General features: G+C 55.1%; 22 protein-coding genes and 4 pseudogenes. 9 read left to right on the forward strand and 17 right to left on the reverse strand.

Features of this window, described 5'->3' with window-relative positions; genetic code table 11:
* Window positions 1-73 precede the first annotated feature (73 nt).
* The gene (locus F8N80_RS07280; protein WP_150783596.1) at window positions 74-325 is read left to right on the forward strand and encodes a transposase; all 252 of its coding nucleotides are present in this window, start codon (window positions 74-76) and stop codon (window positions 323-325) included.
* On the opposite strand, the gene istB is transcribed toward F8N80_RS07280, so the two are convergent.
* Window positions 322-1,077, reverse strand: a complete 756-nt coding sequence (istB, locus tag F8N80_RS07285) for an IS21-like element ISPsy14 family helper ATPase IstB (RefSeq protein WP_033040947.1) — start codon at window positions 1,075-1,077, stop codon at window positions 322-324. The two genes, F8N80_RS07280 and istB, sit on opposite strands and share 4 nt — an antisense overlap.
* Window positions 1,078-1,097: 20 nt before the next feature.
* Entirely contained in the window at window positions 1,098-2,612 is a 1,515-nt protein-coding gene (istA, locus tag F8N80_RS07290) for an IS21 family transposase (RefSeq protein WP_150744852.1), read from the reverse strand.
* 386 nt (window positions 2,613-2,998) lie between these two features.
* Here istA and tnpB point away from each other — a divergent pair, with 386 nt between their 5' ends.
* Window positions 2,999-3,334, forward strand: coding sequence for an IS66 family insertion sequence element accessory protein TnpB (gene tnpB / locus F8N80_RS07295; protein ID WP_150783597.1), 336 nt, complete (start codon window positions 2,999-3,001; stop codon window positions 3,332-3,334).
* Between the two features lie 61 nt (window positions 3,335-3,395).
* A complete protein-coding gene (tnpC, locus tag F8N80_RS07300) occupies window positions 3,396-4,931 on the forward strand; it encodes an IS66 family transposase (protein WP_150783598.1) in 1,536 nt (511 codons plus the stop codon).
* A gap of 26 nt (window positions 4,932-4,957) precedes the next feature.
* On the opposite strand, the gene F8N80_RS07305 is transcribed toward tnpC, so the two are convergent.
* The 4 genes from F8N80_RS07305 to F8N80_RS07320 form a co-directional block, all read right to left on the reverse strand.
* On the reverse strand, window positions 4,958-5,098 hold the full coding sequence (locus tag F8N80_RS07305) for a hypothetical protein (RefSeq protein ID WP_191632879.1): 141 nt from the start codon (window positions 5,096-5,098) through the stop codon (window positions 4,958-4,960).
* A gap of 359 nt (window positions 5,099-5,457) precedes the next feature.
* Entirely contained in the window at window positions 5,458-5,661 is a 204-nt protein-coding gene (locus tag F8N80_RS31120; RefSeq protein ID WP_191632880.1) for a DUF2934 domain-containing protein, read from the reverse strand.
* Window positions 5,662-6,142: 481 nt separating this feature from the next.
* Window positions 6,143-7,222, reverse strand: a complete 1,080-nt coding sequence (locus F8N80_RS07315; RefSeq protein WP_150783600.1) for an AraC family transcriptional regulator — start codon at window positions 7,220-7,222, stop codon at window positions 6,143-6,145.
* A gap of 41 nt (window positions 7,223-7,263) precedes the next feature.
* Complete coding sequence (locus F8N80_RS07320) at window positions 7,264-7,551, reverse strand: hypothetical protein (RefSeq protein WP_150783601.1); 288 nt, start codon at window positions 7,549-7,551, stop codon at window positions 7,264-7,266.
* A 566-nt stretch (window positions 7,552-8,117) separates the two neighbouring features.
* Between F8N80_RS07320 and F8N80_RS07325 the strand changes: the two genes are divergently transcribed.
* The gene (locus tag F8N80_RS07325) at window positions 8,118-8,369 is read left to right on the forward strand and encodes a hypothetical protein (protein ID WP_150783602.1); all 252 of its coding nucleotides are present in this window, start codon (window positions 8,118-8,120) and stop codon (window positions 8,367-8,369) included.
* 578 nt (window positions 8,370-8,947) lie between these two features.
* On the opposite strand, the gene F8N80_RS07335 is transcribed toward F8N80_RS07325, so the two are convergent.
* On the reverse strand, window positions 8,948-9,217 hold the full coding sequence (locus tag F8N80_RS07335; protein ID WP_150783603.1) for a hypothetical protein: 270 nt from the start codon (window positions 9,215-9,217) through the stop codon (window positions 8,948-8,950).
* A gap of 424 nt (window positions 9,218-9,641) precedes the next feature.
* Here F8N80_RS07335 and F8N80_RS07340 point away from each other — a divergent pair, with 424 nt between their 5' ends.
* Window positions 9,642-9,977 carry a hypothetical protein gene (locus tag F8N80_RS07340; RefSeq protein WP_191632881.1) on the forward strand — a complete coding sequence of 112 codons (336 nt, stop codon included), beginning with the start codon at window positions 9,642-9,644 and terminating at the stop codon, window positions 9,975-9,977.
* A gap of 999 nt (window positions 9,978-10,976) precedes the next feature.
* Here the strand turns inward: F8N80_RS07340 and F8N80_RS07350 are convergent.
* Window positions 10,977-11,106 (reverse strand): annotated as a pseudogene (locus F8N80_RS07350) (hydroxymethylglutaryl-CoA lyase); the annotation flags it as partial.
* 59 nt (window positions 11,107-11,165) lie between these two features.
* Window positions 11,166-11,273: pseudogene (locus tag F8N80_RS32135) on the reverse strand (DUF7693 family protein); the annotation flags it as partial.
* Between the two features lie 463 nt (window positions 11,274-11,736).
* Here F8N80_RS32135 and F8N80_RS31465 point away from each other — a divergent pair.
* Entirely contained in the window at window positions 11,737-11,943 is a 207-nt protein-coding gene (locus F8N80_RS31465; protein ID WP_224790658.1) for a DUF2513 domain-containing protein, read from the forward strand.
* Window positions 11,944-12,179: 236 nt separating this feature from the next.
* Entirely contained in the window at window positions 12,180-12,836 is a 657-nt protein-coding gene (locus F8N80_RS07365) for a hypothetical protein (protein WP_150783605.1), read from the forward strand.
* A 404-nt stretch (window positions 12,837-13,240) separates the two neighbouring features.
* Here the strand turns inward: F8N80_RS07365 and F8N80_RS07370 are convergent, their stop codons facing one another.
* The 3 genes and pseudogenes from F8N80_RS07370 to F8N80_RS31980 form a co-directional block, all read right to left on the reverse strand.
* Complete coding sequence (locus F8N80_RS07370; protein WP_150783606.1) at window positions 13,241-13,450, reverse strand: hypothetical protein; 210 nt, start codon at window positions 13,448-13,450, stop codon at window positions 13,241-13,243.
* Between the two features lie 351 nt (window positions 13,451-13,801).
* A pseudogene (locus tag F8N80_RS31975) lies at window positions 13,802-14,078 on the reverse strand (LysR family transcriptional regulator); the annotation flags it as partial.
* Between the two features lie 288 nt (window positions 14,079-14,366).
* A pseudogene (locus F8N80_RS31980) lies at window positions 14,367-14,484 on the reverse strand (integrase); the annotation flags it as partial.
* Between the two features lie 61 nt (window positions 14,485-14,545).
* On the opposite strand from F8N80_RS31980, the gene F8N80_RS07385 reads away from it, so the two are divergent.
* On the forward strand, window positions 14,546-14,794 hold the full coding sequence (locus F8N80_RS07385; protein WP_150744232.1) for a type II toxin-antitoxin system HicA family toxin: 249 nt from the start codon (window positions 14,546-14,548) through the stop codon (window positions 14,792-14,794).
* Window positions 14,794-15,135 (forward strand): type II toxin-antitoxin system HicB family antitoxin, encoded by a 342-nt coding sequence (locus F8N80_RS07390; RefSeq protein ID WP_150744233.1) that lies wholly within the window; start codon window positions 14,794-14,796, stop codon window positions 15,133-15,135. The genes F8N80_RS07385 and F8N80_RS07390 overlap by 1 nt, the downstream gene beginning before the upstream one ends.
* A 182-nt stretch (window positions 15,136-15,317) precedes the next feature.
* Here F8N80_RS07390 and F8N80_RS07395 read toward each other — a convergent pair whose 3' ends face one another.
* The 5 genes from F8N80_RS07395 to F8N80_RS07415 form a co-directional block, all read right to left on the reverse strand.
* The gene (locus F8N80_RS07395) at window positions 15,318-15,746 is read right to left on the reverse strand and encodes a hypothetical protein (protein ID WP_150744261.1); all 429 of its coding nucleotides are present in this window, start codon (window positions 15,744-15,746) and stop codon (window positions 15,318-15,320) included.
* 113 nt (window positions 15,747-15,859) lie between these two features.
* Window positions 15,860-16,069, reverse strand: coding sequence for a hypothetical protein (locus F8N80_RS07400; RefSeq protein WP_150744234.1), 210 nt, complete (start codon window positions 16,067-16,069; stop codon window positions 15,860-15,862).
* Between the two features lie 291 nt (window positions 16,070-16,360).
* Window positions 16,361-16,786 carry a hypothetical protein gene (locus F8N80_RS07405; protein WP_150744235.1) on the reverse strand — a complete coding sequence of 142 codons (426 nt, stop codon included), beginning with the start codon at window positions 16,784-16,786 and terminating at the stop codon, window positions 16,361-16,363.
* A 157-nt stretch (window positions 16,787-16,943) separates the two neighbouring features.
* Complete coding sequence (locus tag F8N80_RS07410) at window positions 16,944-17,228, reverse strand: hypothetical protein (protein ID WP_150744236.1); 285 nt, start codon at window positions 17,226-17,228, stop codon at window positions 16,944-16,946.
* Between the two features lie 312 nt (window positions 17,229-17,540).
* On the reverse strand, window positions 17,541-17,771 hold the full coding sequence (locus F8N80_RS07415; RefSeq protein ID WP_150744237.1) for a hypothetical protein: 231 nt from the start codon (window positions 17,769-17,771) through the stop codon (window positions 17,541-17,543).
* Between the last annotated feature and the right edge of the window lie 169 nt (window positions 17,772-17,940).

Here is a 17,940-nt window from a genome sequence, read left to right on the forward strand (position 1 = left end):
GATCCCAGCGATAAGGGCGATGTTCTCCACCTAAAAATACGTGGACACCATCACCCTTATTGTCAGGATTACCATGCGCCAAAGAACTTCTTATCCCAAACCCTTTAAAGCCCAAGTCGTCCAGGAATGCCTGCAACCCGGTGTATCGATGGCCAGCGTAGCGTTGCGCCACGGCATCAACGCCAACCTAGTTCGAAAGTGGATACCTGCTTATCGTTGCGGATTCCACGCCATCCGGACACCCAGCCCACCAACATCCGGACACCCATTCCACGCTCATCCGGACAGGCAGTCGGAGCGCAGCGACGCAGGTTTGCATTGTTAGTCTGAAGTCCCTGGTGCCGTCAATTTCGTCGCGCGCCTGCGCATCGATTCGCCCTTGAGTTCGATGCGGTAAGCGTTGTGCACCAGCCGGTCGAGGATCGCATCACCCAAGGTCGGATCGCCGATCAGTGCATGCCATTTGTCTACCGGCATCTGGCTGGTCACCAGCGTCGAGCGGTTTCCGTAGCGGTCGTCCAGCAGTTCCAGCATGTCGCGCCGTTGCACAGCGGTAAACGGTGCCAAGCCCCAGTCGTCCAGGATCAGCAAGTCAGTCTTGGCATAACCTGCCATCAGTTTCGCGAAGCGGCCGTCGCCGTGGGCCAGGCCCAGTTCCTCCATCAAGCGCGGCAGGCGCAGATAGCGCACGCTGTAACCGTCGCGGCAAGCTTTGTGAGCCAGGGCGCATGCGAGCCAGGTTTTGCCCACGCCAGTCGGGCCGCCGATGATCAGATTCAGGCCGTCGCGCAGCCATTGGCCGCTGCCCAGTTGCAGGATCAGCGACTTGTCCAGGCCTCGCGGGCTGCGGTAGTCGATGTCTTCCAGGCACGCATTGTGGCGCAGTCGTGCGGCTTTGAGACGAGTAGTCAGGCGTGCGTCTTCGCGCTCGGTCAGCTCGCGATCGACCATCAGGCCGAGGCGTTCGTCGAAGCTCAGATCGTTGATGTCCGGTGTTGCATGTTGTTCGCCAAGCGCCTTGATCATGCCGTGCAGGCGCAGGGTTTGCAGCTTGTCGAGTGTCGGATTGGGCAGCATGTTCGTGCTCCTTTTTCAGGTCAGTGGTAGTAGCCGGGGCCGCGCAAGTTAATGTGTTCGTCGGGCAGTAACGGCAGGTTTTGCTGGGCCAGCGGCAGGCGTTCCAACCCTTGGCGCAGGATCGATTCGAGGCTTTTGTAACTGCACGCGCCCAGTGCCAGCGCACGCTGGCAAGCGGCTTCCAGCCGCTCTTCGCCGTGCTGTTTGCCCAGGCGCAGGATGCCCAGGCAGGCGCGGAAGCCGTGCTGCGGATGGATTCGGCGCTCGAGGATGTGGGCGATGACGCCCGCGGTGTTCGGCCCGGTTTGCTCGGCCCAGTGGATCAGCCGCTGGGGCGTCCACTCGGCGTGTTCGCGGTGGCTCTTGGGCATATGATCGGTTTGGGTGGTATGGCGGCCTTTGTGTGGCGAGCGTAGATGGCTGGCCACGCGCTGGCTGGCGTGGAAGCACTCCACCGTTTGCGCGGTCAGCCGCACTTCGAGTTGGTGCTTCACCAGCTGGTACGGCACCGAGTAGTAATGGCCGTCGACCTCGACGTGGTAGTCGATGTGCACTCGCACCTTTTTCCACTCTGCGTAGACGTAAGGATGCTCCGGCAGCGCTTGCAGCGCCGGCCGGTCGATGGTCTCGAAGGCTGAGCGGCGTGAGCCGGGCAGCTTTTTGAAGGGCTTCTGATTGAGCCGATCCAGCAGCAGTCCGATGGCCGTGTTGAGTTCTCCCAGCGAGAAAAACTGGCGGTTGCGTAGCACCGCCAGGATCCAGCGCTCGACCACTTGCACGCCGACTTCGACCTTGGCTTTGTCCCGAGGCTTGCGGGATCTGGCAGGCAGCACGGCCACGCTGTAATGCTCGGCCAGGTCGCGGTAGCTGGGGTTGATGTCGGGCTCATAACGATGCGCTTTGGTGACGCCGCTGCGCAGATTATCCGGTATCAGGATCTGCGATGTACCGCCGAGAAAGGCGAAGCAGCGCACGTGTGAGCCCAGCCAGTCGGGCAGTTTCTGCGACCAGGTGGCCTCGGCGAAGGTGTAGCTGGACGCGCCGAGGACGGCGACGAAGATCTGCGTCTGGCGGATCTCGCCGGTCTGCCGGTCGATGACCGGCACGGTTTGGCCGGCGTAGTCGACGAACAGCTTTTCGCCGGCACGATGTTCCTGGCGCATGACCACATCGACCTTGGCCGCCCAGAGCCGGTAGTGCTCGCAGAACCAGCTGTACTGGAAGCCTTGCGGATGGGCGAGTCGGTACTCTTGCCAGAGCAGGGCCAAGGTGACGCCGGGACGGCGTAACTCGGCGTGGACATGAGCCCAGTCCGGCGTCGGACGTTGGTCGCTTGACGCGGGTACTGCCGGCGGAAAAAGACGTCGATTCAGCTCGGCATCTGAGAGATCGATGGGCCACTGAAGCCCGCTGGCAGCGAACCGGCAAAGGTAGTCTCCCGCACTCGAATGGCCAATGGATAAACTTTTGGCGATCTTGCGCACGGACAGGCCGGCGTCGAACTTTAGGCGTAGTACCTCTCGGATTTTACGCATGGATAAACGCTCCACGACGACCTCTTCGCTTCGATAAAAGAGGCCGATGGTAGTGAATATTCCTGCGTCGCTGCCTGCCTGAAAGTGTCCGGATGGCCGTGGAATCGGTGTCCGGATGCTCGTGGAATGAGTGTCCGGATCAGCGTGGAATCAGTGTCCGGATTTCGGTGGAATGGCTGTCCGGATGGTCATGGAATCCGCACTTATCGTGATCATCAGCCGCCGGCGTTGCCCGCTTTCGTCCCGATGAAACTAGAGCCCAGAACTCAGGCCGATCAGCAAACAGCTATCAGGATCGAGGTGCCTTTCGGACAGCAAAAACTCACCGTAAAGTGGCCATCCTCAGATCCTGAAGGATGCGCTCGTTTTATCCGTGAGCTTGCCCAGTGATCCGCATCGACGCCATCTGGCTTGCCACCGAGCCCATGGATATGCGCGCCGGTACCGAGACCGCGCTGGCTAGGGTGATCGCAGTGTTCGGTGCGGCGAAGCCGCACTGTGCTTATCTGTTCGCCAATCGCCGCGCAAACCGGATGAAAGTTCTGGTGCATGACGGCGTAGGTATCTGGCTTGCAGCGCGGCGATTGAACCAAGGTAAGTTTCACTGGCCCGGTATCCGTCACGGATCGGAAGTCGAACTCGATAACGAGCAACTTCAAGCCTTGGTGTTGGGTTTGCCATGGCAGCGGGTCGGCGCGGGCGGCTCGATCACAGTGCTTTAGCACCGGCTATTAGCCTATCGGTTTATCGCCGCTGACGGCCTGCTCTGGCACAATCAGCGGCATGACTTCCTCGCCCAATCTCGACCAAATGACACCGGAACAGCTACGCGCCTTGGCCGAACAGGCCTTGCAGTTGCTGTCCCAGGTCGACTCGATGGGCCAGAAAATCCACCGCCTTGAAACGGTTAACGAGCAACTCGCTCATGAGATCGCCATCCTCAAGCGGCACAAGTTTGCCAAGCGCAGCGAGCAGCTAAGTCCTGACCAAGGCAGCTTGCTCGACGACCTACTCGACACTGATATTGCGGCTATCGAAGCTGAGCTGAAGGCGGTCAATCCGCCAACGGCACCCGCCGAGCCACGTCAGAAGCCCAAGCGTGCGCCACTGCCGCCGCAATTCCCACGCACTGTCATCCATCACGAGCCAGAAAACACTCAATGCGCTTGCGGCTGCCAACTTCAGCGCATCGGCGAAGACGTCAGCGAGAAGCTCGATTACACGCCCGGTGTGTTCACGGTCGAGCAACATGTGCGTGGAAAATGGGCCTGTCGCCAGTGTGAAACACTGATCCAGGCGCCGGTACCGGCTCAAGTAATCGACAAGGGCATCCCGACCGCAGGCCTGCTGGCTCATGTGATGGTGGCGAAGTTCGCTGACCACTTGCCGCTGTACCGGCAGGAGAAAATCTTTGGCCGAGCTGGGCTGATGATCGCCCGCTCAACGCTGGCACAATGGGTTGGACAAACCGGCGTGCAGCTTCAGCCTTTGGTCGATGCGCTGCGTGAAGCGGTGCTGGCCGAAGGCGTAATTCACGCCGATGAGACCCCGGTTCAAATGCTCGCGCCGGGGGAGAAGAAAACCCACCGAGCGTATGTCTGGGCCTACAGCACCACGCCGTTTTCGACACTGAAGGCTGTGGTTTACGACTTCAGTCCGAGCCGAGCGGGCGAGCATGCGCGTAACTTCCTCGGCGCCTGGAATGGCAAGTTGGTGTGCGACGATTTTGCTGGCTACAAAGCCGGTTTCGAGAAAGGAATGACCGAAATTGGCTGCATGGCTCACGCCCGCAGGAAGTTTTTCGATCTGCACGTGGCGAATAAAAGCCAGCTGGCCGAACAGGCGCTGCTCTCGATTGGCGGCTTGTACGAAGTTGAACGGCAAGCACGAGACATGAGCAATGAGGATCGCTGGCGAATACGGCAGGAAAAGGCAGCGCCGATCATCAAAACGCTGCATGACTGGATGTTGGCCCAGCGAGATCTTGTGCCCAACGGATCAGCAACGGCCAAGGCCTTGGATTACAGCCTTAAACGCTGGGTAGCGCTGACGCGCTACCTAGATGATGGGGCCGTGCCCATAGACAACAATCAGGTCGAGAACCAGATCCGGCCGTGGGCACTTGGACGCTCGAACTGGTTGTTTGCTGGATCGTTACGTAGCGGAAAACGGGCGGCAGCGATCATGAGCTTGATCCAGTCGGCACGCATGAACGGGCACGATCCATATGTCTATCTGAAGGACGTTTTGACTCGCCTGCCGACGCAGCGGGCGAGTGAGATTACGGCGTTGCTACCGCATAAGTGGGCGCCCGTTTAGCTACGCAAGGCGTGTTCCCCGGACGCTTACTCAGCGGTGTCGAACGCTGCTGCTTTTGCGCCTATTTCCGCCACGATATCCACCATCAGCAAACGCAGTGTTGGGTCGTCTTCGATGACGATAATCTCTCCTTGAATGGGTAGTAGGCCTTGCCAATTTACGTTCACTCATCGATTCCTTAGCCGGGCAGAACGTGCCGACATCACTCTGGTGAGGCTCTGAGTCTATGCCCAATTTCTGGATGCGCGATCCTGGAAACAATTCGTTTAATGTCTTAGGTTAAAGGTTCGGCTGTGTACCGGTAAAGCAAGGGTTATTAAGTGGCCGTCTCCATTGAGCACCAGGTTGCTCAATATGCAAAGATCACGCGATGTAACCTGGAGCCACCTTAACGATTGAAAGCGCCAGGGGATTATAGAGATAAGTGCTCACTAACGACGATAGCGCGCATTCGACGGTGCGCGCTATCGATACGTATCTGCCAGTCGTTGATCTTCATCTTCAACTGAAGCTTTACCGCACATCTTTATTTCGATCTTCGGCCTCGGCTAGAGTCAGCTTGAGACGGGTTAGCTTCGCTGATTGGCGTTGAGCTAGAGTTTGAACTGTCAAAATCCTCTTCGCCGGCTGATTTTTCAGCAGTGAACCAGTGTTCCAGGTCTTGTCCTTGCGGCTTCCCTTCTTTTTCCCAAAGCAGGTAGGCAGCTTCTCGAATTTTTTGCTTATCCATCTTCGAATTCCTCCCATTTTTCACTGAGTGATTTCGGGTGAAACGGGAGAAGTAGGGTCGCCTCCCGATCCATATATCAGCGTCAATGGTAGTCGTTATAAAAAGCTTCGCCATCGCAGTTGATCGCATGTCTCGACGTGTACACGCTGATGAGGGCGGTCGTGCCCGCTGCTGTTCTGGCTCAACCCGCCGGGTGAAGCGGGCTTGCTGATGATATCGCCCGATCTCTGTGGTTCGTCGCCTTGATCTCGCTCGCCCTGTACAAAAGCTCAGCGACGGCAGTGGTAGAGAGCTACTTTTTATGGGTGGTCGCTCCTTCGGCTCAGTAAGGCGCGGCTGAGGACTTGCTTTTCGAAGCCTTTACCCGAAACCTGAGTGAATGTGTATTAAGCCCTGACATGCACAGGGGAAGGACTGGCCGGGAATTTTCCGACCAGTTAGGGGCTCCTCGGGGGGTTAACCAAACTGAGCAGGAAGGCGCTCAATCCAAGGGGTAACGCGTACCCAAGCGGACTCGGGGACTCTTAGTTTCCTTGGCTTCTTGCGATGATTGAATCACTCGGTACTCACCGGGCGTCATGCCGAACCAGCGCAAGCAAGCTTTGTGGAAACTGCTGTGGTCATGAAAGCCGAGCAGGTGAGTCACATGCTGCACATTGAAATGGGAATGACGCAGGTAGAAGTCGGCCAGCTGCTGACGCACATAGTTCAGGATATCCGTGAACTGCGTACCTGCTCTTTCCAGTGTCCGTTGCAGTGTGCGCTTGCTGACGCTCAGCGCGGCCGCAATCGATTCCATATCACACGCGACTTGGGTTTTTCCCAGACTCAGGCGTTCGGTGATCAGCGCACGGATTCTGCAGACCACGGTGGAGTCATTCAACAGGTCAAGCTGAGCATTGGCAAAGCTGTAATGCAGCTTGGCCAACCCTTCGTTGGCTGTGCTCAACGGACGCAAGATCTCCTCGCCATCGAACAAGATGCTGTCATAAGCCGCCCCAAAATGCAGTTCACAGCCAAACAGCTGTTGATGTTCGTGGATGTCTTTTGGTTGGGGATAGCTGAATTCCACACTCAGCGGTCTCAGCGATTGGTCACCACTCAGCCAGCGGTAGGCACCTAGCAGGGTTGCGAGATTGGCATCGGTGTACTGGCGGGGCTTGATCGAGCCGCGCTGATGGTGATCGAGCGTAACCAGGCGGTAATGCTGGTTTTCTTGGACAACAAAGAGGGTGAAACCCGTACCGAGCAACGGGTTGAAATGAATCAGTCGTTCGAATGCCTGTTTCAGGTTCGAACTGGACATCATGGTATAGCCGACGACTTGAAAAATGTCCGGATGGAAGTTCTTGGCGGACTTCAAACCAATGTTCGTATCACCGGAGGCCCGAGCTGCCAGATCCCATAAACGGTAGAGTATGCTTCGTTCGCAGAAGGATCTCGGTGTAGTGGTGAGTTTTACATCAAGCCCAGCCTCCTGGCACAGACGGTCGACATCCAAACCTTGCGCCGAAAGCATTTTCATCAGCACGCAGACATAACCTGCACTCATTTTATACATGACGATCCCTTCTCCCTGTTGAATTCGACATCCATGGCCGCTCAAGCGAATATCGGCGTGCTTATGCTAGCGGAAATGTTGGGTGTGCTGGAGTGGTGGTAGTGCGCCATGAGCGATCGTAGGTGCTCCATGGCATCCTCATATTTTAGATCGGCCTGTCGTCGCTGTTCTTGGTACTGGCTGAAAGCTGCCGGATTCAGGTAGGGCCGATCCAGAATATTCAGGGCCGCGCAGCGCAAACGCTGGGCTTCGCTGAACAGCTGATGGTTACGCTCAAAAGCTTGTTTGAGGCAGGCTTTGGTTTGATGGGACACACGTGTGTCGTTCATGCGGTAACCTTTTGACTGATCTATTTTTATTTTTTTGGCTTAACCTGCTCTGTGGTGTCGGCAGGCCAGCTACGGTCAGAAATGTCAGTGTACAGTTTCAATATTTCAAAATGACGCCATGCAGCAGGTCTCCTTGATCCGCCTCTACCATTTACCGCTCGATATCGTCTGAGTATTGAGCGCTCCCAATGGGCATCTAGGTATGTGCCGTCGCCACCTTTTGATCCGACAACTCACAACTGGTACAGGACTTTACTGGACGAGGTTGGCGCGTTGACAGCTGAAGTGACGCATTGTAGTAAAAATGGGCGAATCAGGTCTGACATTGGCATCGAGTTCCTCCATCAAAGAGGACAGCATAGCAGTTGAAATTCATAGGGGGCGTCAAGGCACGCTGGGTACGCGAAAAGCAATTTTCACCTCTGTGTTTTTCAAGTTTGTCGAGGCTCATGGGCGCAAGGCAGAGCTATTCATCGGATTCGCAGGAACGTTCCTTGCCGTAGCTGTCAGTAGCCGCTAATAGTTAGTAGCGAGATGGCCAACGATAAATTCGAAGAGGACGTGAAATGGCCCTGAGATTCGATGTTGTACCTGCCTTACCCATGGATACGGACTCCATGCGCAACGGAACGCGCTCCTTCTGTAAAAACGAGACCATAGGTTTTAATCTCTACGACAACGAAAAAAAGCTGCGGCTACAGACCATCTATCAGACCCGTGCAGAGGCGGAGTATGTGTGCCAGCGGCGCAACCTGAAAGGGCTTCAATCGTCCATTCAGGACGGCAGGCGCAACTCGATCGATAGGCGCTCAATCTGATAGATTCTGAGAGCTGGCGAAATGCTGCCGGAGATATCCAGTCTGTCGATTAGATCTGTAGATCTCTGGCTCATTTACCGAAGCAAACTACAATTTTGATTTCGCCAGTCGGCCGATGACACGGCTATTTTTTTGGAGCTTCTGATTTACTGTTACTGGAGTAATAAATTGCTAAATCGTCCAGATAAAGATGCGCTTCGTGCGATGCTGGAATCTCAAGTTAAAGAAAAGCTGCAGCGTGACCCTGATGCGGTAACGACGTATGCCGCCTAACCCGAGCCTGAACGGAAGCGATATACCACTAAGCCCACGGTTCAGGATAAAGCGTTCATTAGAGAACTCGACCAGATGCGCGCAGATGCTGAAGCGGGGGTGATTCATAGGCCTGAATGCGGGCACTAGAGCGATGTTGATGCTGGGCTTGCGCTCGATGATTTTCCTGGCTTAGAAGACGCAGACAACCCATCAGATCACTGGTGAATTTAGCCACTGGTGGACTGAGATCGGTAGCCAGCAATTCGATGGGTCACGTTTACCAGCAAGGTCGACCCCCAGATCAAGCGATGTCAGGTAATTTTTCAATGACGTGCCGATCTGTTCTGCTGCGCCTCTATCTCTGCTTCTAGCAATTGGCGCCGGCTATATTCGTGCTTTTGGACGAGTGAGAGATACTCGTCGACGTGTTCCTGAGCGCGATGCTCCTGCCCCAAAAGCGACTCACTTAAAAAATTGAATCGCAAGGATTCCTCGAGCGTCAGGCCAACAAAGACTTCCTTTCCCCGTAGGTCTTTACTGAGGGCTCGTATTTTCTTGAGGTACGCCCGCTGCATGTCCGTGAGTACAAGCATCTCAATCTCCCGTTTACTGCCACTGCGAGGGTGCCGCAGTGCGCAGAGTCCATCCCCAACATTTTAAGGGCTGATGGTATGGGGTCAGCGGCGCTCGAAAGTTCCACCCAATTTCATTGGCCAACGAGTATATATCCCATCGTGATTTGCTACGGCGAATGGCTGGTTTCTGTCTGCTTCTGCCGGGCATCCGAGCACAATCGTAGTCAACTATTGGGAACGATGCTGAGCGCTGGTAGATAATGCGACATGGCTTACCGCCCCCCCGGTTGGCACTTGTGTGGGGGGCTGAAGGCGTGCACGAACCGCCAATTCGAAAGTCGCGCCGTGAAACCGCCCGATTGCTGCACCAACCTTCTGCAAACGCTATTCTACAAGCCGGTACGTCAAGCTTTTTAATCACCAGAGCAACCCACGGATGGATATGTCTACGTCGGATAAAAAAATGGAATGGGGCCGTGTCGGTGCAGCACATGCTGGTCAGTTCGACAGCTTAGTGAAGCTTTGCAAGGAACACCCTGGATATGGATTCCTGGCTTGTAGCATCGCGGAGCGCTTTGATCCACGCGCGATTACAGATAGCGAACAGGCCACCCACTTGATCACGATGCTATGCAGACGTTTTGCAGAGAACGAGAGCGAGGCGCTAGCTGCAATCCTCCACCAACTGTCGAAATTTCGAGGAATGGGCGCGCTATCTGAGTTCGATACCGCTGCGCTTATATCGAATGCCTACGCACTCGGAGGTGTGAAGTCGTGAACGCCTGAGGTGTGGCGAAGGCGCTTGACGAAACAGCAGTGGCGGCGGAGAAATTTCGGAGCCTTCTGGTGCCTTCGAACGAAGTGGGTGTCGACAATACCTTTCGAGCTGTCCGGAATTAGTTGACCATTACATTCGGGGTAGTTTAGTCGGGGGAGCGCAGAATCAGGACGAAAAAAGCCCGCACGGGGCGGGCTTCTTTTTCACACTGGGCGCTGATCCTTCAGCTGAATTTAGCGTAGATGGCGCCTTCCGGAATGCAAACCGGAAATAAAAAATCCCGGCCCGGTGGCCCGGCTCTTGATGCACGTAGCCGAATCCGTTTGACTGGCTTCATTGTGCTTGGAGGATGTGACGAAGGTGCGACAGGGGTATGCGCTACCGCTTTCGCGAGCAGGCTCGCACACAGGGATAGGGGGTGGAATACAGGGTTAGTCGGTGGCAAACACAAATGCCAGACAGCACAAAGGGGAGCCGAGGCTCCCCTTTAATTTGTCGTTGCGCGTGCTCTTTTTTATTTTTGAGGGCCGGTCTGTTTTTGTTTTTGGAAACCGTTTCCCTTTACCACTGTATTTGTCGATCCCCATCCGGGATCAAGAGCAAACGTATTTTTTTGAGCGCTGATCTGCTTTTTCGCTAAGCGATCCAACCAGTTCGGGAGCTACCTGAGGGTAGTTTTATTGTTCTCTGCCCGGCTGCGGGTTACTCCGAAAAGCACCCTGTAAAGCACATCTTCTCCAAAAAAATCTGTTCGCTGCGTCTCTGCCGTGTTGTTTTTGTTATGTCAGAGTCGTTACGTCTTGTTTTTATTAGGTTTGCCGCTTTATTTGTTCTTGTTATGCAATAGAGAAAGCAGGCTCCGTGCCAACTTTTTAAAACCCTTTAAAATCAATGCATTGATGAATTGAAGGGTTTTCCAGTCGGCCAAAGCCTGACAGCTTGTTTCCGTGTTACACGCTTTTGCCCGCGTTTTCGGCGAAGCGGTAACACCCGCAGGCCTCACTGTGCGCTGCTAGCCTTGGCCACGCGCGAACGGGTCGGACGCCCCAGTACCGTACAAATCTGCTGACCCGCCACAATCAATGCGTCCAGGTTGATGCGTCTCGATACGCAGGCCGTCGAGCAGATACCATCAGGTGACCTGGAGTATTCGTAGTAGTCCAGGCTGTCACAGTCATTGAAAAGCGTGAGCTGCCAGCCATCAATCTCCACAGGCAGGAGGCCGCAATAGATCTCATTCCATGATTGGATGGAGCTTCGAATCATGATGCGTTTGCCGAGCGCGACGTCCGTCATAACCTGGCAGACCTCGAGAGCAGTGAGAGGGTGTTGTGTTCAAATCATTCTGAGCTCGGGTCATCGCGTGCCATCGCTAAGCTGCGGTATGAAGTGGCGTCAACAGGGTGGTCGATCCTTCGGGCCTTAAGGCCCGGCTCATCAATTAGCCAAGCATTTCCTTCACGATGGAAGCCACATTTCTCGCGTCGTCTATCCCTTGGTGATAGGTATTCGCTCCACTTTTGAGTTTTGCACGAACAGCCTTTCCCAGCGTGAGAATGTCCTCATCACATCCAGGACGGACACTTCGATGAAACTCGACAAAGACTTAGTACGCGAGATCCTGTTGGCCATTGAGGCCAGCGACAAAACCCCTGATGCCTGGACGATCTCACCATCGAAAGTCATAGCGAGGATGAAGTCTCCTATCACGTCATGCTGCTGCACGAGGCTGGGCTCGTAGTGGCGCAAGACCTTCTCAATGAATGATTTTGATTGGCGGCCAAAACGCATAACCATCAAGGGGCACGAGTTTCTCGACACCATTCGAGATCGTGAAGTTTGGCGTTTAACGAAAGCAGGCGCTGAAAAAGCTGGAGGGGTGAGCCTGGCTGTGATGTTAGAAATTGGCAAAGCATACGGTAAGCAGGTGCACAAGGATCGGTTGGAAATGAGCTGCCATGAGTGACATGGACATCAATTACAACGGCAACGACATCCTCAAAAAGCTTGTCGAAGACGAAGGACGAGCTGGGTAATTGAAGCGACTGGGCGGTTTTCTCATCGCATCGAACGCCTGTTTTTTCCTGGTCTTATTTCTAGTGCTATGCACCAGTCATGTTCCTTCATGGGTGTTGTCCACTCTTTCTGCCGTGGCTGTCTTCCCCCTGTACGCTATCGTATACGGCTGCCAGCAATTGGCTCATGCCAGTTGGAGCTTGTGTCGAGAGTACAAGGGAGCGTAATGGAGACATTATCAATTTTGTCCGGGCTTTAAGGAGGCAACGCGTCTACGTCCACTTACGATACGGCACCGAAGGCCAACCAAAAGGGATTAGCTTTGAATTTGAGGATCGTGTCACCTCAGGTAAGACTTTGAAGAAAGCGCGTTTCACCTTTCAAAAACTGACGACACAGGAAGGAATTAGATATGAACCGAGCATGCTTCCGCAGTTACAAGCAGAGCTTTCTAAGCGAAATCCAGCGAGTAAAGGCAAGCCTAAGCCAACCGAGCAACGCTACTGGGTCAACCGTGGCTGGGTCTACATGTACTTCATCCCGGCCAACACTGCCCATGCGCCCTTCATCAGGCTCAAGGTGAAAAAAACCGGAGCTCAAGTTAGACAGGAGATCGCTCACGAGGAGGCGATGGCACTGGTAAAAGCCATCCTACAGATCCTAGCCGCGCTTTTCGGTGTTGGTGCTAGGTACAGGGCAAAGCCCGGCAATTGCAGAGTCAAAGGCTATACGGAGTACGATCAGGATGAGGCGTTCCCACTTCTTACCCCTGAGTTTGTCCCAATGTTACCGGGAACGACAGAGGCGGTAGGCTTCAAGCCATCGGATCGCTGTCGTGTGTGACACGATGATTTTGCTCGAATGTACGTGTTGCATAAGGAGGTGGGCAGGATGGTCAGCATGACGTCACTTTACGGGCTGGTACGGTCAATGTGCCAGTACAAATAGCACGAAAAGCTCGAGATCTCACTCAACGGGTAGATTGAGCAGAATGGGTGGTGCAAGTCGGTAGTGCCAAGGCTGGAGCCATCGATTCTCAGAGTCGAGTCCAATCGATCAGTCCAATAAATTGAGTGAAGGGTACAGAGCGGGAAGAATTGGTTGAACATAAATTGCACACGAAGTTCATTTTGACCAATGAATTCAGGCTTGGTAAGACCAATCCATCATTGGCAAGCTTCACTCCGCTTGTAACAGGTTTCGCTCAGCAGGTACGACGTCGGTGCCAAAAGCTGGAGATGGGGAAATCATTCAGGTGTCATGAGTACCGCGAGTGTCATCCTGATGAACTCCTCATTCCGGTCGATCGTGTCCAGGGCGCCGCGCACATTGTCGGCAACGTCGGCCGATCCGCGCATCTTTACCCAATTCGAAAGCTCCAGGATGGCAGCCTCAAGGGCGAGTTGTTTTTCGTTGATCTTGAAGAGCAGGGAAGGGAGCAGATCTGAGTTTGGCATAGCGAATCCTCCGTGGAGTTTTCAGCGTAGCAGCAGGATTTCTCGGATGCTAATCGGGGGTGTTGGCAGCAGGATGCCGGAAGGCGGTGAAAACGGGATAGTTTTGTAACACCACCTGAAAAGTTTTGTAACGCTTCGGGTGTGGTCGGATTTTCGCCAAACCCCAGAAACAAAAAAGCCCTGAAAAATCAGGGCTTTTTCGTATAAAGATGGCGGAGGCGATGACATCTCTTATTGTGTCCCAAGTCCCTCCAAATCATCCTGGCCTATCAAGATATTGATGAGTTTGTCGCTGAAATCCTCAGAAGTCATAGCAAGGGCTCGCGGAGGCTTTTTTACACACTCCGGGTCGGCGGCAATGTCCTCACGCACTTGGAAGACTGCCTGACGCGCCAAGCCCGGCCCAAGCCAGTGCCAGGTGACGCAAGGCCTCGCCGTCGCTGGCCTGCGCGTTGCCAGTCACAGGAAGCACGATGTCCTCACCGGCGTATCGCAGCGGCCAGCCAGGTTGGCCCCCCATAGTTCGCACCCAGGCGGTTGTGCAACAGCGGCTCCTGCGGTGTCGCCGGCATGCCGCTACGCACTAGATGTCGGGCGCCCCCACGATTACCATGCGCGTGCCGCCTAACCACCATCCCTAAACGGGGAGAGCAATGATGATCACAAGCGCCACCCGGCGACGGCAAAACGGGGGAGGGCATCTGCACGATAGGCGACCGGCTGGAGACGAAGAAGACCAGGGTACTTCCCGTTTTAGGTATACGTTTAGGTATATGTGACGAATCTGATATTAGAGAAAACCAGTAATATAGAGGTCTTTAGGTGGTTTGTTCGACCTCGGCTTCGGCACCATCTAAAATCAAGGGTTTGCGGGCGAAAGCTGATGCAAACCCTTGTTTGTTTCTGGTCCGCAATTTTACTTCCCCTTCCGGTTGCGGATGTACTGCTCGGTCATTACGGCTGTCGTATGCCCAAGTTGATCTCTGGCCTGCAAAAATGTCGTCGCTTGATTCGGCCTTGTCCGTACCGGCTTGGCACGATTGGTTGACCTGTCACGGCAGTGCAACTAAAATTAGTCGCAAATAGGGAGTCCAAATGTCCAAGCAGGAAAAGCTGCTCGCGAAGCTGCTGAACAAGCAAGCAGGATTCACGTGGTCGGAACTGGTCACGCTGCTGGGCGGGCTTGGATACCGCCAGATCGAGGGTAACGGTAGTCGGGTGAAATTCGACAACGGCAACCCGCGGGTGATGATCAACCTGCACAAGCCACATCCGGGGAACGAACTGAAGGCCTACGTCAAACGACAGGTAATAGAGCACCTGAAAGCAGGAGGATTGATCTGATGAGCACTATGTTGCAGCACCGTGGCTACTATGGCTCCATCGAGGCCAGCCCTGAGGATAATTGCCTGTTCGGCAAGCTTCAGTTCATTCGCGCACTGGTTAGCTATGAAGGCGAGACTGTTGCCGAGCTGACCCAGGCGTTTCGCGATGCAGTGGACGACTACCTCGAGACCTGTGCATCACTCGGGCAGGAGCCAGAGATTCCTTGCAAGGGCTCGTTCAACGTAAGGGTAGGGCATGACCTGCACCTGGCTGCCAGCGTGGCTGCTACCCAGCTAAGCATTTCCTTGAATGATCTGACGCGAAAGGCTTTGCGCGAATACCTGGAGCATCGCGCGTAGCAAAGCCTGTCATCGGCAGCCTGCGCTATTACTTGCGCATGAGGCGGTCGGTCGCGGCCGCATCGCTACACCAGTGCTTACCATCCTGCTGCAGATAACATTGGAAAAATCGACGACAAAATCCTGCTGGGCAGCGGACGAGCGGTGGGTATCTGTCGTGCGCAGGAATGGAATGCCAAGGGCTAATTACAGGCCGTAGCGACGGCCTTTTCGGCGCGCTTGAGTTCCTGTTTGATGTCAGGAGGTATTCGCTGCTCTTTGAGCCGTTGCTCGAGAAACAACTGATCGCCCCGGGACTTCACCTCGGCATCCGAAGCGGCAACCTGGGCTTCGAGCATGGCAGCGTGTGCGTCGATGACCGCCTCTACCTCTTGCTCGTTTTTGGCGGTGTCGAGCGCGCGAACCAGCTTGCCGACCTCTGCCTTCTCGGCCTCGGCGTAATCGTCGACCGACAGCCCTGCGGCCAGCGCTCGCGCCTGAATTTCCAGGGCTTTCACACGCTGCTGGGCAATCTTGCACTGTTCATCGCGCTGGGGATTCTCGTTGGCTTCCCAAGTGCTTAACCCGTAAGTCACGGCACCAATAATCGCCAAGGTGGCGGCGGCACCCAGTAATTTGCCTTTCAAATAGCGCAACCTCTTTCCAATCGCCAGGCCAAGAGCGTTGCAAGCGATAGCTAATGCAAACCCTCTTTTTTTCACTCCGTTATTTTCGTTTTACAACGCTATGGTCGACCTTTACCTGGCGTCGGATCTGGTTTGCGACGATCACTGCCTGAAGGGTTGCCGGTGTCCAGCAGCCTTCTCTCCACCAAGACATTTTGCAGGGCCTGTCGGGCATCCGGATCCAGTTGATGCTCTCGCTCCTTGAGTTCGAGCAGGATCGGGCTGGACCAGGCACGATAGGTTTTTTCGGTGGCGCGAATGGATGTCATCTATCTCTCCTTGATGGGACGCCTGTTAAAAAAAGACGCTTGATGAGCCAGGAATCCTAGTTGAGGAAAGTCATTGTTGCCAACAATTTGACATGATGGCGCCACCATCGCTGACGGGGACGCTATAGCGTTAATAATCAAATAATATAGTTCGCTCATCCAGGCGTCGGAACCTGCCCTGGGTCGAACATATTCGCTTGAATCCGTGTCGTCCGTTCCTTGCGGACAAGCGTTCGGTCATTCGTACCTTGGCCGAGCGCTTACACGCCAAATGCGCTGCAGCCTGCAGCGCTATTTCTGTTTCCAGTTGCCACCGCCGGTTTCGCAGTCGACCTTCGATTGCCCGAGATTTTCAGCCGCATAGTAATAGGTAATGATCCGGGCATCTTTCGGGATGTTCAGTGACTTGCTGTTCTTGTCCTTGCTGACGGACTGAGGGTTGGCCAGGGACTCGGGGGTCAAGGTGCCCAGGCACGTGGCCAGGTAATGGTCGGCGCATTGTTCGACTTTTTTCTTGGTGCTGGTCAGCATTTCCTTGCTCTCGTTGCTGCAGGACCAGTCGATGGCGTCCACCGGCATGCCTTCGTATTCATAGCAGGTGTGGGTCTCGATCACAGGTACGGAAGGGCTCTGGGATCGGGTCAGGACGTCGCACCCCTGGGCCATCGTCAGGGTAGGGCTCAGGCAGGCAAGCAGAAGCACAAGTCTACTGTTCATCAGGATTTCCTCTCCAAAAGCGCCCTGCCTGCAAGGTCAGGGACTTATAACTTTCGAAACATAACCGACAGCCTTGTTCCATCCGATTTTCTGATTGAGTACTGTGCAACTGGGCGGCCGGGCCGAATGCACGCGACCCGGCCGCCTGACCGCTCAACTAAACGAACGGCTGGCTGGTAAAACCCCGAGGCAAGCGTTGCCGTCCGGGCAGGGCGGTGAGCCGCTCGGTCCAGGCCGTGCGCCAGTCGTTGGCCGTGGGGGCGACTCTGGTTTTACGTGAGGCGCGGCGTGCAGCGTTGCGCTGGTCTTTGCGCGCTTCCTTGAAGGCGTCGGTGTTGCGACAGCTTCTGCATTTCACGCGGTTCAGTTCGCGGGTCGAGGTGAGATTGCTGCCTTTGTGACCGCAGGCCAGATGCCCGCCGATCTTGAAGTGGGTGACCATCAGACGTCTCCTTCGTGACGTGTGATCGTTTGACCTCCCGCCGGTGATGACGTTCGTCGACCGGGCCACGGGCAAAAAAAAAGGCTCGCATGCGGGCGGGCCAAGGGGATGCTTCAAAAGGAGTGAAGCCACTGTAGGGCTTGAACTGTGAAAACGGTGTGAAAGGAAATTCAAGGTAAAAAAATCCCGACGCCAGGTCGGGTTGACGGGTGTAGCGGGAAGCGCTCAGGCAAGGACGCATCCGGTAACTGATTGTTGCCGTTCATGCGTCCTGAATCAGGCCGTGCTCTCGAATCCGTTGACCAGATCGAATCATCTGAACCGCGGCAGGGGCGGGTCGACAGGCTTGAGCGAAGACAGCGTGTTGCGGATCAGCGGCGTGTCCTTCTCGATGTCATTCAGACGATCACGAATTCTGAGTGCGGTCGGGTGCCCGCCTTGATTATCGACCCAATCGGCGATTTCCTTGCACGCCGCAGCCAAGCGAGCCTGGCGAGAGTCAAGCAGGGTGAGCAGGGTGGTGATGGACTCTTTTTCGGACATGGCAAACACCTCCGGTGAAGAAACCTTGTCAGTGGCAGCAAAAAGCCCGCTGGGAGCGAGCTTTCTACCGATTGGGTCGCTGATCCTTCAGCTTTTTTCAGTATAGACCCGCTCCTCAGCCTTGTCGGGCGGTGATCTGCTGATACATATCCAGAACAAGGATAGAAGC

Origin of the sequence: Pseudomonas fluorescens (genome assembly GCF_902497995.1) — a bacterium.
Taxonomy (GTDB): Bacteria; Pseudomonadota; Gammaproteobacteria; order Pseudomonadales; family Pseudomonadaceae; genus Aquipseudomonas; species Aquipseudomonas fluorescens_BK.

What these genes read in the sequence shown, in the direction of transcription:
- F8N80_RS31465 (WP_224790658.1), top strand. Translation starts at nt 11,737, where the DNA reads ATGAATGATTTTGATTGGCGGCCAAAACGCATAACCATCAAGGGGCAC.
- F8N80_RS07370 (WP_150783606.1), bottom strand. Translation starts at nt 13,450, where the DNA reads ATGCCAAACTCAGATCTGCTCCCTTCCCTGCTCTTCAAGATCAACGAA.
- F8N80_RS07405 (WP_150744235.1), bottom strand. Translation starts at nt 16,786, where the DNA reads ATGAACAGTAGACTTGTGCTTCTGCTTGCCTGCCTGAGCCCTACCCTG.
- istA (WP_150744852.1), bottom strand. Translation starts at nt 2,612, where the DNA reads ATGCGTAAAATCCGAGAGGTACTACGCCTAAAGTTCGACGCCGGCCTG.
- F8N80_RS07320 (WP_150783601.1), bottom strand. Translation starts at nt 7,551, where the DNA reads ATGAACGACACACGTGTGTCCCATCAAACCAAAGCCTGCCTCAAACAA.
- F8N80_RS07340 (WP_191632881.1), top strand. Translation starts at nt 9,642, where the DNA reads ATGTCTACGTCGGATAAAAAAATGGAATGGGGCCGTGTCGGTGCAGCA.
- F8N80_RS07390 (WP_150744233.1), top strand. Translation starts at nt 14,794, where the DNA reads ATGAGCACTATGTTGCAGCACCGTGGCTACTATGGCTCCATCGAGGCC.
- istB (WP_033040947.1), bottom strand. Translation starts at nt 1,077, where the DNA reads ATGCTGCCCAATCCGACACTCGACAAGCTGCAAACCCTGCGCCTGCAC.
- F8N80_RS31120 (WP_191632880.1), bottom strand. Translation starts at nt 5,661, where the DNA reads ATGGATAAGCAAAAAATTCGAGAAGCTGCCTACCTGCTTTGGGAAAAA.
- F8N80_RS07315 (WP_150783600.1), bottom strand. Translation starts at nt 7,222, where the DNA reads ATGTATAAAATGAGTGCAGGTTATGTCTGCGTGCTGATGAAAATGCTT.
- F8N80_RS07325 (WP_150783602.1), top strand. Translation starts at nt 8,118, where the DNA reads ATGGCCCTGAGATTCGATGTTGTACCTGCCTTACCCATGGATACGGAC.
- F8N80_RS07335 (WP_150783603.1), bottom strand. Translation starts at nt 9,217, where the DNA reads ATGCTTGTACTCACGGACATGCAGCGGGCGTACCTCAAGAAAATACGA.
- F8N80_RS07365 (WP_150783605.1), top strand. Translation starts at nt 12,180, where the DNA reads ATGCCAGTTGGAGCTTGTGTCGAGAGTACAAGGGAGCGTAATGGAGAC.
- F8N80_RS07400 (WP_150744234.1), bottom strand. Translation starts at nt 16,069, where the DNA reads ATGACATCCATTCGCGCCACCGAAAAAACCTATCGTGCCTGGTCCAGC.
- F8N80_RS07280 (WP_150783596.1), top strand. Translation starts at nt 74, where the DNA reads ATGCGCCAAAGAACTTCTTATCCCAAACCCTTTAAAGCCCAAGTCGTC.
- F8N80_RS07415 (WP_150744237.1), bottom strand. Translation starts at nt 17,771, where the DNA reads ATGTCCGAAAAAGAGTCCATCACCACCCTGCTCACCCTGCTTGACTCT.
- F8N80_RS07410 (WP_150744236.1), bottom strand. Translation starts at nt 17,228, where the DNA reads ATGGTCACCCACTTCAAGATCGGCGGGCATCTGGCCTGCGGTCACAAA.
- tnpC (WP_150783598.1), top strand. Translation starts at nt 3,396, where the DNA reads ATGACTTCCTCGCCCAATCTCGACCAAATGACACCGGAACAGCTACGC.
- F8N80_RS07385 (WP_150744232.1), top strand. Translation starts at nt 14,546, where the DNA reads ATGTCCAAGCAGGAAAAGCTGCTCGCGAAGCTGCTGAACAAGCAAGCA.